Genomic DNA, 15,407 nt, shown 5'->3' on the forward strand with positions numbered 1-15,407 from the left:
GCAGACTGCCAATGATGATGACCAGGATGATGACCAGCAGACTGCCAATGATGATAACCAGGATGATGACCAGCAGACTGCCAATGATGATGACCAGGATGATGACCAGCAGACTGCCAATGATGATAACCAGGATGATGACCAGCAGACTGCCAATAATGATGACCAGGATGATGATGAGACAGTCGCTGCTTATGAGCTAGTTGGTCCATCTAGTCGGTGTTTCCCTGGTTTAGTCGGTTTGCAGCAAATTCCTGATTCTGAAGTTAACAATATCGAGCAGTAAAACTTTGACAATCCAACGGGATGACGAGCCAGTCTAAGCCTAGCCAGCTCAGGATTGAAGTAAGTTGTAGTAGAAGATGGGTTGGGTTTAATCAACAAGACCCATCTTCATAACAAAGCTTCTCTATTTGTGTTCGACATCAGCGATCGCACCCTTCCCCAGACCGTAATTGGAAGTTGTTCCAGGTCTTGTTGATGAAGGTGAAGCGATCGCTTTTTCTTGCACAGGTATAGCAACCAGACAAAGACCCAGAAGAAAAAACCCGCAACAGACAGCTTCTGCGGGTTTTTCGTTCATTCGATATGATGAAGAGGCTTTCCTCAAATCCTCTTGGTCTAAGCCTAATCAACCCATGTGACGAGCGCGTGACAACCAGATAACAATGTAGCGATCGCTTTTTACCAAGCTAAGTCAGAAAGAGAGAGGAACACTTATCACCCTTTTAGGGAGTCAAGTGAGTAAGCTTTAAATATTGTTGCTCCTTAAGGATTTCTACTCCTCGCTTCATCACTTTCCTGAATCTCACGACGAACATCGTCTAAACTTTCACCATCTTCTAAAGCGCCAGTCCAGGTTTTAAGACCTTCAGGCTCAGCATCTCGACCTAGTACATCCCGATAGATGTCGTTAATCCGATTTTTCGCCTCGTCACTATTAGCAATGCCTTCACGGACATCATCAAGTGAATTACCTTGGCGTATTACCGTCCTTGACCAGTCTCTGAGTCCTCGCCTGTCTGCATCACGACCTAGCACATCTTCATAAACGTCTCTGACTTCCTGACGTACTCCTACCCTTACGCGAATAGGTTGCCTTACGCGAAGAGGTCGTCGATTGTACCGATAATCATCTCTGTTTGTACAACTAACTTGGTTGTAACGAGTCACAACACAAACTCTCTGTGCTTGTGCAGGAGCAGCCAAGGACATTAAACCAGAAACAGTGAGAACACTAAGAAGCACTGAAGTTCTCAGGGTAGTTTTCATAGATTGTTCCTCTCTTTCTTTGACTTATACGGCCTGTTGAACAATTATTAAGGTAAAAGATATATCAGCAAGAGACTTCGCCTCATTAGCTCACCTAATTGGATGAATCGAGGGATATGAATATAGGGTAGTCATTTCCTTCAATTAGCTCGTGGTGGTAGATATTATCCAGTTATTTTCAAAGACGTTAATCGGTACTAAATAGTTGCAAGCTATTCAAGCGGTCTTTCCTTCGCTACTGAATTGATACTTGAGTACAATCTAGGCGATCGCTCTGTTGAAATGAAAATACATTCATTAGTTGTATATGTAGTTTATGATAACGAATCTAAGTCTATTGATAATTAATTCATTTAGATTTTCGATTTTTGTCATATCCTTAGTCAAAGTTAAATAGGCGATCGCTTAATTATGTTGCGCTGCACTACCTTTAGAAGACAGTGCAGCACTAGTTTGTATGGTTTTCTGGAAAACCCCTATAAAAACCAACTGTGAACTGCGAAGATTATCAATCAGCATCCTCATTTGCTCTAGTTGGGGAAGCTCTACTCAGTAAAAACCACCATAGCTCTAATCCGATGAGTGCAGCCCCTCCCAAAGTAACACCAAGTTTTAGCCCCCAAGGCTGCTCAATTTGCCGAAATTGACTTGTTTGTCTAGGCGCTTCTGCTGCGGTAGCTGCCTTTACTGGAATACTGGAAGTGATTGAAATTAATAAGCTTAGCCCAATCAGGCGACCCAAAAATTGACTTTTTTTGAACATGATTTTTACTCCTAGAATTATCTACTGAAGGAAGGTTTAAAGTTTCGCAGTCGTAAGGCATTAGTAACAACCGAAACTGAACTAAATGCCATTGCTCCACCTGCAATAATTGGGTTCAGTAACCAACCTGTAAAAGGAAATAAAATTCCAGCAGCCAGAGGAATTCCGGCAACGTTGTAGATAAAGGCAAAGAAGAGATTTTGGCGAATGTTGTTAATTGTGGCGCGACTGAGTTGTATCGCTGTGACAATACCACGCAGATCGCCAGAAATTAGAGTGATGTCACTGGCTGCGATCGCAACATCTGTCCCTGTCCCAATCGCTATCCCAACATCAGCTTGAGCAAGTGCTGGGGCATCATTGATTCCATCCCCCACCATCGCAACAATTGATTTTTGATTGGATTTCTCCTTCTTCTCCTTCCTTCCTCGTTTCTGTGCCTGAAGAGATTGGATAATTGCTGCCTTTTGATCGGGACGAACCTCAGCAAAAACACGCTTGATGCCAACTTCACTTGCGATCGCATCTGCGGTTTGCTGATTGTCACCTGTTAGCATCACCACCTCTAAACCTAACCGTTGCAATGCTCTCACTGCCTCAGTTGAGGAAGATTTGAGGGCATCAGCAATTCCTACTATTCCCTCAAGTTCTCCATTCACCGCAATCAAGGCTGTTGTTTTACTCGCCGCCTCCCACGTACCTTGATAACGGTTTAATGCTTCAGTACGAATCCCCAGTTGCTGCATCCAGCGAGAGGTTCCAATTTGCACGAATTGGTCATTTACAATACCCTGAACACCAGCACCAGCAACGGCTTCAAAGTCTTTTGCTTCTGGTAATGGAAAATCGACACCTTGCGCTTTGGCGTACTGCACAACAGCTTCAGCAAGAGGATGTTCAGAGTTGCGTTCAATCGCTGCCGCAAGTCGCAGGAGATTGATTTCATTACTGTAGGCGGTTCCTCTAATCGTCACATAGTCCGTTACAACAGGCTTGCCCTCAGTCAAAGTCCCGGTTTTATCCAAAACAATCACTTGAAGATTGTGAGCAATTTCCAGACTGTCCGCCCCTTTAATCAGAATGCCGTTTTGAGCGCCAATCCCCGTACCTACCATTACGGAAGTGGGTGTTGCTAAACCCAAGGCACAGGGACAGGCGATAATTAGCACCTCTACTGTGGTAATCATTGCCAGAGTTAGATTACCTGTAAAGTTAAACCAAATCACGAAAGTTGCGATCGCGATCGCGATTACTACTGGCACAAACCATCCCGTTACCCGATCAGCTAATCGTTGAATCGGCGCTTTCGCACCCTGCGCCTGTTGTACCAACTGAACAATCTGCGCCAATACAGTATCTTTGCCTACCCGTGAGGCTTGGAACTTAAAACTGCCAGACTTGTTAATCGTCGCGCCAATTACCTCATCCCCTGCCTGCTTTTTCACGGGTATACTCTCACCCGTCACCATGGATTCATCGATTGTGGAGGAACCGTCTAGCACTTCGCCATCAACAGGAATTTTCTCTCCCGGACGTACCAGCACGACATCACCAACTTGGACTTCTTGTAGCGGTACATCGACTTCTTTACCCTTGCGAATCAGACGCGCCGTTTTCGCTTGCAACCCAATAAGTTTACGAATTGCTTCAGAAGTCTGTCCCTTTGCCCGACTTTCAAACAGTCGCCCTAGCAGAATCAAGGTAATAACAATTGCAGCCGTTTCATAGTAAACCGCTGGTTCCAACCCTTGCGCTCTAAAAAATCCCGGAAAAAGTGTAACAAAAATTGAGTAAAAATACGCCGCACTGGTACCTAGTGCAATTAATGTATTCATATCAGCCGCACGGCGTTTCACTGACTTAATCGCACCCTGATAAAACGACTGTCCACACCAGAACTGTACAGGTGTCGTCAAAATTAACTGCAACCAAGGGTTATGCAGCCACATAGGAATAAAGGGAATATGCAGCCCTGTCATCATCGGTAGTGAACCCACGAACAAAACTAGACTGATGATGCCTCCCACAATTAGCTTGGTTGTCAGGATTTGCTGTTCGGCGCGACGGGTAGCTTGTTCAGCCTCGTCTTCATTCGTACCGATTTCCTGAAGTGGCGATGCACCGTATCCCGCATCAGTAACCGCTTTTTGAATAGCTTCTAAGTGCGTTTTTTTGGGATTGTATTGAACAGTTGCTTGCTCTGCCCCAAAATTGACATTGCACTCCTCCACACCAGGAACACCTTGAATTGCTTTCTCTACGTTGGACGCACAGGAAGCACAAGACATCCCTCGTAGCTTAAGAGTCAGAGTATCCATATTGACTAGCTCCGGATCGTAGTTACCCTATCTGTAAGGTAAAGTATCTAGTTGACTGGAGAGTCAAGGGGCTAAGCAAAACAGAGTGTACTATTTTCCAGAACTAAGGGTTTCGTCTCGTTCATCGGTCAAGATAAATTGCGATATGTGGGTTAGATAGTGAAGAGCGATCGCTTTCGCTTATTGATCGCTATTCCACGAGTGCAACAGCATCAGGGTTGGCGGCCAAGCGACCATCTTCCATATAAACAATGCGGTCGGCAATATCCAAAATCCGATTATCATGCGTCACTAGCAAAATAGTGGCGCCCTGTTCCTTTGCCAATTTCTGCATCATTTCTACCACATCTCGACCTGATTTTTTATCCAGTGCAGCGGTAGGTTCGTCTGCTAGAACAATTTTCGGATGACTCACCAAAGCACGCGCGATCGCAACCCGTTGCTTTTGTCCTCCAGATAGATTATCGGTGTAGTAATCCACACGATTTCCTAAACCGACTGTCTTAAGAATATCGGTTGCTATCTCATCCATATTTTGGTCTAGATAGCGATCATGTAATTCTAGAGACATTCGCACGTTCTGCTTAGCTGTAAGGAAAGTCAACAGGTTGTGTGCCTGGAAAATATAGCCAATTTGCTGTCGCACTACCCTCATCTCGTTTTTACTCGCTCCATTCATTTCTTGCCCCAGGATTTTCAGGCTACCTTCTTGTGCAGAACGCAAGCCTCCCATTAGTGTTAGTAATGTCGTTTTGCCAGAACCCGATGGACCAGTCATAATTACAATTTCTCCAGAATGGATGTCGAGATTGATGTCAAATAGCGCTTGTTTTCGTAGTTCTCCTTCACCAAAATAGTGATTGAATTGATGGATAGAAATAACAGGTTGAGTGCTTGAAAACTGAGTAGAATTTGAGGAATTTAAAGTATGCATAGCAGCTTAGTTGGAGTTACGGTAATCGTTTGAACTACAAAAGCAAAAGTTGTATGAGGGGTTAAGGGTATTGAGCGTGTGAAGTTAGAAAATATCAGCTGGGTCAGCAGACTGTAATTTCCTCATTGCGATCGCTCCCGATGCAATGCACATCACAAGCGTCAAAGACAGCACGAGTACCAGACGCTCAAGCGACATTTTGACGGGAAGTAGCGTCGCTTGTGCTATTAGTCCGTAAAGCCCAAGTGAAATCCCAAATCCCGGAATAAAACCCAGTATTGCTAGAATCAAAGCTTCTTGAAGCAGAATTCCAACTAGGTAACTATCGCCATAGCCCATTGCTTTGAGGGTGGCGTATTCAGGTAAGTGATCGGAAACATCAGAGTAAAGAATCTGATAAACAATTACCGTCCCCACCAAAAAGCCGACGACAGTTCCGAAGCCAAAGATAACGCCGATAGGACTAACTTGACTCCAATAGTTTCTCTCCCGTTGGATAAATTCTTCTTTTGTCAGAACCAGCACATCATCCGGCAATTTGGCTTTTATATTTGCTTGCACTTGCTTGATGTCTGCACCTGGCTTCAACGTAATTAGACCGACATCGATATCATCGGCTTGGCGTTCTGGAAACAGACGCAAGAAAGTAGAGTCACTCACAATCAAATTGCCATCAGCCGAGAAAGAGGCTCCCATTGTGAAGACACCAGTGACTTGAATTTGTAAGTCATTCAGTTGAGCTGGAAGCGGTTTAGATTGCTGAAGTTGACTAGCAACATTACCCAGATCGGGTCGCGCCGCCTGGTCATAAAGTACATAATTCAACATCTTGAGTTTATTCAATTCAGGTGCAGCATCTGGCACATCCATTGCTGGGTCACTGGGGTTGAAACCATAGATTTGTACTTGCCAGAAGGTTCGATTAGCAGGATTACGCCATCTTCCAATTCCTAGATAGAGAGAGTTGATAGAAGCTACACCATCTGTACCTGCTGCTTGAAATAGCCTAGAACGTGAGAAGGGTTTGATGGTCTGCACGTTATCAGATAGAGAATTTAGCAAGAACAGGTCGCTCCGCAATCTGTAGTGCATTCCCGTAGCAGAAGCGTAGGCAGATTCCATCAGTCCAAGCTGGAAAAACATAAGGATATCGGCGAAGCCAATTCCAGCTAAGGCAACAAAGAGGCGAGTTTTTTCTCGCTTCACCTGAAGCCATGCCAGTGGTGTTTTGCGAAGTAGTTTACGTAGCATAGGTTTCACCAGAGGTGTCACAAAAAAAAATGATATCGGGCAACCGTTATCTTTTACTTCAAACTCATTTCCGGTTGAATGGCTACCTGTACCTGCAAGTTGGTTAGGCTTGCCACTTGTTGACTATCCTTTGAATTGAGGCGAATTCTGACTTCAACGACGCGGCGATCAAGGTTCTGTCCAGGCTGATTGCTGAAGACTTTTTGCTGGCTGACTTGCAACCCAAGTTGACGAACGGTTCCCCGCAGTTCTCCAGAAATCCCCTCACCAGTAACGATCGCTGATTGACCGCTGCGAATCTTGCCAATGTCGCTCTGGTAAATTTCTGCAACCACTTCCATTGGGTCAGTCTTTCCCAGGTCAACAATACCTTCGTCTGCGATCGCCTCGCCGGATTGGGTGTAAACTTCCAAAACTTGCCCTGTGATCGGTGCGCGAATGCTTGCCTCTTTCAACTCAGCCTCAGCGCGTTTAACGGCTGCAATTGCCTGATTAATCTCGGTTTGCGCCACTCGGACATCTTCAGGGCGAACTTCGACAATCTGGTTTAGAGTAGCTCTGGCTCGATTGATTTGGGCACGCAATGGGCCAGCCGTGCGATTCCGATTAGATTTGACTTCGTTGAGTTGTGCTTGAGCAGTTTCCAATGTAAGCCGCCTTTGGTCGAGGTTGGAAGCTGCGATCGCTCCTTCCCGATACAAGATTAGGTAGCGGTTATAGTCGGCTTGTGCGACGTTAACCTCGGATTGCCGACGAGCAATGATGGCGGTTTGACTCGCAATTTCGCCCTGCAACTCTTCTTCAAGATGAGTAATTTCGGCTTCTTGAGCTGCAATTTCCCCAGATTGCCATTAGACAGAAATGACTTTATACTCGGCTACTATGGCAACGACCTTCTCAAGGGTTCGTATGACGATGATGCCCTTTTCGGGGAAGAAGGCAGTGACTGGCTCGTTGGCAGCGATGGGAATGACTACATCAATGGCGGTGGCTCTAGCTACAACAGCAATGAGTACGACATGTTAATTGGAGGCACTGGCGCAGACACGTTTGTCTTAGGTAATAACGCTCCTTTGTCTTCAGGACAGTCCTGTTTGTCCTAGACAATTGGCTCAAGAGACGTGATCTGTGCTTCGCCGCAGCGCTTCGCTATCGCCTTTTTAGTGTCTCTTGTTAGTCTTATCTCAGAACTGAATAGCAGAAGAGATGATCATGGTCAAAATCAGTTGGTGATGGAGAGGGCAAGGGAAACAAGGGGACAAGGAGGAGTTTTCCTTCCAACCAACTACTGATGACCACACCCTGCTGCAAACCGCTTTATTCCCAAAGTTTGATTTATGCCACCCTTCAAGAGCAAACCCCAGAAAGTTTCCTACTATTAAAGAATAGCCTTTCAATTTTTCAAAATCTTTTTTTTATCCTCACTCTCAATACTTTTTACAATTATGTCTCTTAACCCTCAACAAGAAAAAATCCTTACAGCTTTTGTGACCGCCCTTGAAAAGATAGATGAATCTTTGCCACTGGGACTACAAAAGCAGCTCAATGCCATCGGTCAGAACTTGGAAGCTAGGGTTGTGGAACTACCTACCATCGCAGCCAGCCTGCCTTCTTTAAATCAGGCTTACCAGGTAGCTCTAGGAGATACACAAACGGACAAAGGCGGGCATGGCGCAACACTCGTTTCTATGAATCAGGATGGCAGCGCCAAACTTCGCGAACACGCTGCCCAAATTCTCACAGATTCAGACCCAGTTCAAGCTGCTCAGCGAAACCCATATCGAGGGTTAGGGCAAATTGCTACAAACCCACTCAAGCGCTTCTTTGGCAGGGGTTAGGAAAGCAACAACAGAGTTTGCCACTTTGGCTCTCGCAAACTCTTCAATTGGCGGCAGAAATCTTACTAATCAATCCAGAATCCCTCAAATCGCGGGAAGACAGCGCTGTGTACTTAACTGTGTGATGAATATTCACATGACCCAACTACTGATGAAGCTAATTATCGCGGAACTGGTAACGAAGAGTATGGTTTGTCAGGTTCTTAGGGACGAGAACCTTTAGGAGAATACCGTGAAGAAACTACTCCTGTAGATCATTTTGGCATAGCCAATGCGTTTGGCTTATGTGATATGCACGAAAATGTGTGAGTTTTGGCTTGTCGCCACACGATGCTCGATGACTCAGACATCAACGATCCTCGCATGGCAAGAGCCGTTGTAGGAGCTGTTGTGGCATCAGTGGTGCAGAACCCGATGGTTTATGTATCGGGTGGAAGTGAGCATCAAGGTCCACCCGGAGGCGGTTCTGTAGTTGCGATCGCACAATGCAACACAACAGCCTCCTTCGCTTCTACGAATGGAAGTAATTAATTAATGGGGTTGGGATTAAAGTTTGTCGCCAATCTGGTGCAAGAGACTCTATGAACTGCCGTACACAACTCTCTATATGAAAGTCTCTTTGCCCCAATCACCAATCACCAGCCCCCACTCTCAAAACAGATCTCGCATTCTAATTGCGTCCGTCTCGAATTCTCAAGGAGAACATCTCATTACGCATACTCATCATTCGCTCAGTCATTTCATTGGTATTTCTAAGCATCTCCATTGCCATTCTTCTAATTTCAGGATTATCAGACTGAAGTAATGGTAAGGCGGCATCCATCATCTCCATTTGTTGTATGACCATTCGATTGAGTGAGCGCAACTCCTCAAATTGCTTGGCATCAATTTCTCCAGTATCTTCTGCAATCAGGAGCGGCTGGGACTGGACTTGACGAGTCTTCAATTCATTAGACTCAATCGGTTCGACCGCTTTGGCATTGGTCACTAAGGCAAGAGTGAAAAGAGTAGCTAATGCAGAGCTTTTTAGAAGTAAGTTCATGGTAGATTATTCTCTCAATTAGGGTGTTTTGGAAGAGACGGATTCTTGGAAATCTTTCGACTTCTGCTTTAATGTTTAGATTAGGCAGCAAATCTGAGAAATTCCTGAAGATTAGGCTATAAACTTCCTGAGAAAATAGTTAGCTTTAATCCGGCTAAGTTAAAGTGAAATACGAGAAAGCTCTACAGTCCAAAGCGGATGGCAGTAGGTCATTATGGTTGCTTGAGGTATCTCACAACCTTCCTTTTGGGCGAAATAACCCATCCCTCAACTAAGTTACTGGGAGAAAGACGGCTCTTCAATTGACATCAAAAAATATTTGTACCCAAAGGACTATTATGTACATCTCGAACTAACTGGAATGCAATTATCTGCCTATCCTTTAGAGAAAGCTGAACAGGTAGTGCAACTTATAAACTAATCAACAGATGAAAAGTCTAAAAGGGTATGTTGCCAGTCTATTTGATAAAGAATTCATCTCAACAGGTTTAAAGACTTCTTTTTTTGTAGGTTCTCTGCTCTTTTTAATCAATCATGGTTTTGCCTTTTTGCGAGGGGAGATGAATTATGAGCGTTGGATTTCTGTATTGATGACTTACATCATGCCTTACCTGGTCAATGTTTATGGTCAATATTCTTATCGTCGTAAGCTGAGTAAGCGCAATTGAGCTTAACACCTTGACGATAATCTCCCTAATTTGAAAGTGAGGTGAGTTCCTTATCCCTTTAGGTGGAACGGGAGAATATGCTGAATGCTGTACTTTCCGTTGTGACCTTGCCTAAAATGCGATCGCGTCCAACGAAGAGAGGAAAATTGATAGCGCGATCGCACTCATCATTCAACAGCATTCAGCAACTATTCGCAGCTCTACAAAAACTTTGATTTAAGTTACTGAGCGCTAGCATTACTAGAAGGACGCAGGGGGGCGTAGCCAAAAGTGGCATTAGCCATACGGCACCAAATAACGACAGATTTGAAGGAACTCAAATCGACATTGTCAGGAATTGGGTAACGTTGAGCACCATTGTAATCGTGTAAGCTACCTAGGTTGATCGCACTACCTAGATTTTGATAAGTCTGCGGTGGTTGTTCAGGAGTATCCAGGAGAACGTGCAGATCTGGACCCTGATCACTTGTGCTAAAAGCCGCATCAATCTCTAAATAGCGATGCCCATTTTCTGTAACAATCCGAGCCTCGCCAGTAGTAGGCTTTTCCCCAGCCACAAAAGTTCCGGACGCTAGGGCTACAGGCTGACTCTGCACCACAGTCGTACCAGAGTTACTTTGGGTAGAAGTTGGACTAACGGCTCTTGAAGGTGAATTGGCTGACACTCCTGCTACATAGTCTGAGACGGATAAAGCACAGACGGCAAATGAAGTAGTTCCCAGTAGTAGCAATTGATTAAGCTTCATGCTTTCTAACTCGCTTAAGATAATCTTTCTTGAACTCAGTTATGAGGTGAGTTTCTAGGTTCCAAACAAGTTTGAATGAATAAACGTGGTAGAAAATGATTTTTATCTGAGAGTTTTAGTGAAAATCCTGAGAGGAAGCTGAGTTTTTCTTATCTAAAATGTGTATTAAAAGCTTTCTTAAAGCCGTTCAATAAGTTCTTTTCAAAGTTATGTAGGTAAGGTGATTGTAAAGGTACTGCCTTCACCAGGTTTGGATCTCACCGTAATACTACCGCTCATGCCTTCTACCAGAGTCTTCACAATGGCTAAACCCAAACCCTGACCCCCCGTAGAACTGGAACGAGCTTCATCCACTCGGTAGAAGCGGTCAAAAATGCGGCTCTGGTTCTGTAGCCCAATCCCAACGCCGCGATCACACACTTGAATGATTGCCTGTTTATCAACACGCTCTAATTTCAAAACAATTGGCTGTTCGGGAGCTGAGTATTTTACGGCATTATCAATGAGGTTAATCAACACTTGTTTGAGACGATCGCGATCGGCAATCGCCTCAACATCAGTGGTTGTCGTAACTGTAAGCAATCGATTGCTAAACTTTTGTGCCATGCCTGCTACTTCTGCAACCAAATCGTTGAGTAGCACTGATTCCAGATGGAAGTGCATATAACCACTATCGGCACGCGCCAAATCTAGCAAGTCTTCTAGCAAACGCACGGTGCGTTCAGCTTCGGAGGCGGCAGTCTCCAAGGCTTCTCGTTGATAGTCGTTAAAGTTTGTCCCTCGTCGCAGCAAGCTTTGCAAATAGCCTAGTACGACCGTCAACGGCGTTCGCAATTCATGAGAGACATTACTAACAAACTGGCGTTGCTGTTCCCAGGCATCGGAAAGTCGAGACAGCATCATGTTGAAGGTTTGAGCTAGTTCTTTCACTTCACTAGGGGCATGGCTTAATTGCAGCTTAGCCTTGCTTAAACCTTCTGCCGAGATTGCCCCGGCCATCTGGCTCATCTCCTGTAAAGGTTGGAGTGAACGCCGAATCCGAAATGCGATCGCACCCATCGTTACAATCGTTACCAAGATACAAACAATAGCAAGGCTGCGAGTGGCTGCAATTAACTGACGCTGATCGTTCGTCACATCTTGAGCCATGTACACCTTACCGAGGAGTGTTCCCTTGATGATTACCGAACCTTGGCGCAACACTAGGTACTGCTCACCCACTTGGTAGACTTGGGGCTTAAGTGGCATCTCGGCAAGGGACATTAATTGAGCCTTTGGGACAAAGGAAGCATTTAATCCTACTGATTGAGCCAGTAGCTGACCGTCTGAATCTTTGACCCAGATGAGCAAACCCGGCACCGATACATTATCAATCGTCTTTTGCAGTCCGGTTTTTATGGATAGCATTTCGCTATAAAGCTCCACATCGCGGGGAAAGCGAACCGCAATGTATTCAACACTTTGCGTATGCGTCGCAATCAAGATCTGCTGCATTTTCCAGCTTGTCCAAACAGCAACACTCCCTAAGCTCAAAACTGAAACAGCCGCAATTTCTAGCGTTAGACGAAGCTGTAGCGAAGATGGGTCGAGATGTCTTCGCTTGATTTGATTGATTGCTTCCCAGAGTTTGCGGCTTAGTTGCACATGATGCCTTCAGAAGCTAGCAGTCATTTAGCATAAACAGGTTTCGCCCATTCGTTCAATTTTATGTATGAATTCTGTTGAGGCGATATATCCACTCTAGTTGAAGTGCTTTATTGCAGAATGATGTAGCTCTAATGGAAGCCTGAGTTTTTACTGAGAAAACTGAGAGCAGATACGTTCTATCATTTTGTCTCAGCCTACATTCAAGATTCTCTCAACCTAATCTCATCTGCCATCTGTTACAGATTGGTAAGCTCAGAGAGATTAATCACGTCTGTACACAGGAACATTGTGACTCGCCAAGGAAAACTGCATCATTTAACTAACAGAATTCCAGGGCAAATCTATCTCTGGCTTGCCATCCCGATCTTTGGTGCTTCCAGTGCAGTAACGCGAAGACTTACAGAGATTGGTGCCCAAAATTTTGTGAATGGGCAAAATCCAATTTCTCTATGTAATGTTTTATTTGTGGGCAATCTCTGCGCTTTGATGGTTTTGATGTTACTTTACGGGCGAGAGTGGCAGCGGAGAACCTTAAGGCAACTGTCGAGGCAGGATTGGCTCAGTTTAGTTATCGTGGCAATTTTATCTGGCGCACTTGCCCCTGGCTTAATTTTTCAGGCGCTGGCATTAACACAGGTCAACAATGTAGTTTTGATTGGCAGGTTAGAACCCCCACTGACGCTTGCCTTGTCTATTTGGTTCTTAGGAGAACGGGTGAATAGGTGGGAAATTGTGGGTGCGATCGCTTCTTTTATTGGTGTTGTCCTGACCATCTTCCTGCAACCGCCTGAAACAAACATGATGCAGGTGGGAGGATTCAGCATCGGGGTTGGTGAATTGTTAGTTGCGATCGCAGCGCTGGCGCTTGCCGTCTCTACGATTATTGGCAAAAAACGGCTCTCCAAAGTACCGTTAGGAATCTACAGTATTGTTCGGACTGGCTTGGGAACGGCAGTCTTCTTCGTGTCTGCTCTGGTACTTTACGGCAGTCACCATTTTATGGATGTCCTTTCACCGTTTCTGTGGCAGTGGATGCTAGCGTATGGTGTAGTAATTGTCGTCGTCGGTCAATCGTTGTGGACGGCTGGCTTGAGAGCCTCTACGGTTTCTACCGCATCGATCGTTAGCTCCTTTACGCCAGTTGCAGGTATCGTAGCTGCTTATCTCGTTTTGGGAGAAGTCCCAAGCGCCGCTCAATATCTTGGCGGTAGTGTAATTTTAATCGGCATCATTGTGAGTCAAGTTGGTATTCATAAAAAGACCTCACGTAGAGTTACCGAAACAGTGAACTCTATGCAAGCGGAGCAAGCGATCGCAGGTAAAGTTGGATTCAAGGGTATTTGAACCACTCTTATGTTTTTATCAGTGTTGATGAGGCATGAACACTGATAAAAATCAGTTGCCTAGCCTCGGTAGCTGAACGCTGACAATAGTTCCGATGCCTACTTCAGACTGAATTATTAACTCACCAGCATGGGCTTTGACAATTCGTTTAACAATCGCCAATCCTAATCCGTTACCACAGGGCTTGGTGGTAAAAAACGGCGTACCGAGCTGGGAGAGGATGTCCATGGGAATGGGAGTGCCTGCGTTGTGAATGCTGATGCAGACTCGATCAGGACTTATGCCAAAATCAGTACGCCAAGTGATAACTTCGTCGTCAGCAACAGCTTCGCAAGCGTTTTCGATTAGGTTGATAAATACTTGTTTGAGTTTGTCGCAATCACCGAAAATCCAGGCTGAAGGCAACATTGAAACAAGTTCAATTCTTCGTCCTTTAGCGGCGGGAAGTGTACGGATCGAATCAAGCATCCCAGCTACAAAATCGTTTACCTCCAGTGCCTGACATTCAAGTACCTGGCGTTTGGCGTAGAGCAAAATTTCATCCAGTAAACGCTTCAGTCGATCTGCTTCTTCAAGAGCTAGTACCAGACGGAGTTGGGCGTGTTCCGGGAGTTCTATCCGTCCTAAAGCACTCAGCCCCATCAGCACAGTCGTCAAGGGATTGCGAACCTCATGCACGATCATCGCCGCCAGCTCTCCAATTTCAGCTAAACGGGCAATCTCTTGCTCAGCCTGTTTGCGCTCATTCATTTCCGCTTGCAATTGCTCATTCGTCTGCCGAAGTTCAGCCGTTCTCTGTTCGACTTGAGCCTCCAATCGATTATTGGCTTCAATCAGTTGCGCCTGAGCCATCTGTAGTTCTTTGGTTCGTTGGGCAACTTCTGCCTCCAAGATTTGATTGAACTGACGCTGCTGCTGATAAAGCTGATAGTTGTCGATTGCCATCGCTGCTCGCTCAGCAAAGATTTCAGCTATTCGTACTTCTTGGTCTGTGAAACAGCGGGGCTGTCGCTGGAACGAGCAAATTGTCCCAATGACTTCTCCTATAGATGTCCGCAAAGGTACACCTAAATACGCTCGGTAGCCCTCTGGAGCTTGCCCATAATCTGTGCAGGCTTTGGCATCTTCAACGACCAGAGGAGCGCCAGTTGCAATGACAGTCCCTGTAAGCGTACCGTGCAGATTATAAGCCCGATCTCCGGCTTCACCCAAATCGAGCGTACTGGATAGGATTCGTTCTTGCCCGTCCTGACAAAGCGTTACCACAGACCAATCTAGCCCAATTAGTTCACTCACTCCTCGCGCCACGGCTTGGAGGTAATCCTTGAGTTCATCTGTCCGGTAACTCAGAGAGGACAGAACCTCTAATGCGTGCTGCTCTTGCTGCCAACGAAATGTATCTAGAGACACGACAACTCACTCCTCGACAAACTCGCGGCAATAGAACTCTGGGAAGTCGTTCACTCACTTTCACTTTCCCACATCGGCTATCGATACTTTAAACATGAATTTGTTAGGCAGTTTGTCAAACTGCTAACCAGACTGCAACAAACATGGCTACCGATGTACCAATAAAGTTGAAGC

General features: G+C 45.4%; 18 protein-coding genes. 6 read left to right on the top strand and 12 right to left on the bottom strand.

Translation table 11 applies throughout. The annotated features are described in order from the left end of the window. The coding region (locus tag AC5JL3_RS14955; protein ID WP_496075221.1) for a hypothetical protein at positions 1–286 on the top strand (286 nt) is incomplete at its 5' end. Positions 287–409: 123 nt separating this feature from the next. On the opposite strand, the gene AC5JL3_RS14960 is transcribed toward AC5JL3_RS14955, so the two are convergent. From AC5JL3_RS14960 to AC5JL3_RS14990, 7 genes are all read right to left on the bottom strand, one after another. Further along, entirely contained in the window at positions 410–583 is a 174-nt protein-coding gene (locus AC5JL3_RS14960) for a hypothetical protein (RefSeq protein WP_496075222.1), read from the bottom strand. 185 nt (positions 584–768) lie between these two features. Next, entirely contained in the window at positions 769–1,272 is a 504-nt protein-coding gene (locus tag AC5JL3_RS14965; protein ID WP_496075223.1) for a DUF4214 domain-containing protein, read from the bottom strand. Between the two features lie 508 nt (positions 1,273–1,780). Beyond that, positions 1,781–2,035 carry a hypothetical protein gene (locus tag AC5JL3_RS14970; RefSeq protein ID WP_496075224.1) on the bottom strand — a complete coding sequence of 85 codons (255 nt, stop codon included), beginning with the start codon at positions 2,033–2,035 and terminating at the stop codon, positions 1,781–1,783. Between the two features lie 17 nt (positions 2,036–2,052). After that, positions 2,053–4,353, bottom strand: a complete 2,301-nt coding sequence (locus AC5JL3_RS14975) for a heavy metal translocating P-type ATPase (protein ID WP_496075225.1) — start codon at positions 4,351–4,353, stop codon at positions 2,053–2,055. 190 nt (positions 4,354–4,543) lie between these two features. Then, complete coding sequence (locus tag AC5JL3_RS14980) at positions 4,544–5,287, bottom strand: DevA family ABC transporter ATP-binding protein (protein ID WP_496075226.1); 744 nt, start codon at positions 5,285–5,287, stop codon at positions 4,544–4,546. Positions 5,288–5,371: 84 nt separating this feature from the next. Further along, complete coding sequence (gene devC, locus AC5JL3_RS14985; protein ID WP_496075227.1) at positions 5,372–6,538, bottom strand: ABC transporter permease DevC; 1,167 nt, start codon at positions 6,536–6,538, stop codon at positions 5,372–5,374. Between the two features lie 53 nt (positions 6,539–6,591). Then, positions 6,592–7,374 carry a hypothetical protein gene (locus AC5JL3_RS14990; RefSeq protein ID WP_496075351.1) on the bottom strand — a complete coding sequence of 261 codons (783 nt, stop codon included), beginning with the start codon at positions 7,372–7,374 and terminating at the stop codon, positions 6,592–6,594. Between the two features lie 9 nt (positions 7,375–7,383). Here AC5JL3_RS14990 and AC5JL3_RS14995 point away from each other — a divergent pair, with 9 nt between their 5' ends. The 3 genes from AC5JL3_RS14995 (at position 7,384) to AC5JL3_RS15005 (ending at position 8,907) form a co-directional block, all read left to right on the top strand. Beyond that, entirely contained in the window at positions 7,384–7,641 is a 258-nt protein-coding gene (locus AC5JL3_RS14995; RefSeq protein ID WP_496075228.1) for a calcium-binding protein, read from the top strand. 342 nt (positions 7,642–7,983) lie between these two features. After that, positions 7,984–8,376 (top strand): hypothetical protein, encoded by a 393-nt coding sequence (locus AC5JL3_RS15000; RefSeq protein WP_496075229.1) that lies wholly within the window; start codon positions 7,984–7,986, stop codon positions 8,374–8,376. Positions 8,377–8,688: 312 nt separating this feature from the next. After that, the gene (locus AC5JL3_RS15005; protein WP_496075230.1) at positions 8,689–8,907 is read left to right on the top strand and encodes a ring-opening amidohydrolase; all 219 of its coding nucleotides are present in this window, start codon (positions 8,689–8,691) and stop codon (positions 8,905–8,907) included. Positions 8,908–9,046: 139 nt separating this feature from the next. On the opposite strand, the gene AC5JL3_RS15010 is transcribed toward AC5JL3_RS15005, so the two are convergent. After that, positions 9,047–9,418, bottom strand: coding sequence for a hypothetical protein (locus tag AC5JL3_RS15010; protein WP_496075231.1), 372 nt, complete (start codon positions 9,416–9,418; stop codon positions 9,047–9,049). A gap of 428 nt (positions 9,419–9,846) precedes the next feature. On the opposite strand from AC5JL3_RS15010, the gene nrtS reads away from it, so the two are divergent. Next, positions 9,847–10,086, top strand: a complete 240-nt coding sequence (gene nrtS, locus AC5JL3_RS15015; protein ID WP_496075232.1) for a nitrate/nitrite transporter NrtS — start codon at positions 9,847–9,849, stop codon at positions 10,084–10,086. 58 nt (positions 10,087–10,144) lie between these two features. Here the strand turns inward: nrtS and AC5JL3_RS15020 are convergent, their stop codons facing one another. The 3 genes from AC5JL3_RS15020 to AC5JL3_RS15030 all read right to left on the bottom strand — a co-directional run bounded on the left by AC5JL3_RS15020 (position 10,145) and on the right by AC5JL3_RS15030 (position 12,476). After that, positions 10,145–10,267, bottom strand: coding sequence for a hypothetical protein (locus AC5JL3_RS15020; protein WP_496075233.1), 123 nt, complete (start codon positions 10,265–10,267; stop codon positions 10,145–10,147). 40 nt (positions 10,268–10,307) lie between these two features. Next, positions 10,308–10,832, bottom strand: a complete 525-nt coding sequence (locus AC5JL3_RS15025) for a DM13 domain-containing protein (RefSeq protein WP_496075234.1) — start codon at positions 10,830–10,832, stop codon at positions 10,308–10,310. Between the two features lie 207 nt (positions 10,833–11,039). Then, positions 11,040–12,476: a sensor histidine kinase gene (locus tag AC5JL3_RS15030; protein ID WP_496075235.1), complete on the bottom strand. Its 1,437-nt coding sequence runs from the start codon at positions 12,474–12,476 to the stop codon at positions 11,040–11,042. 291 nt (positions 12,477–12,767) lie between these two features. Between AC5JL3_RS15030 and AC5JL3_RS15035 the strand changes: the two genes are divergently transcribed. Next, a complete protein-coding gene (locus AC5JL3_RS15035; RefSeq protein WP_496075236.1) occupies positions 12,768–13,823 on the top strand; it encodes a DMT family transporter in 1,056 nt (351 codons plus the stop codon). Between the two features lie 51 nt (positions 13,824–13,874). On the opposite strand, the gene AC5JL3_RS15040 is transcribed toward AC5JL3_RS15035, so the two are convergent. Beyond that, positions 13,875–15,233, bottom strand: coding sequence for a GAF domain-containing sensor histidine kinase (locus AC5JL3_RS15040; RefSeq protein WP_496075237.1), 1,359 nt, complete (start codon positions 15,231–15,233; stop codon positions 13,875–13,877). Positions 15,234–15,407: the final 174 nt, after the last annotated feature.

The sequence above is a fragment of the Symplocastrum torsivum genome, assembly GCF_059505465.1.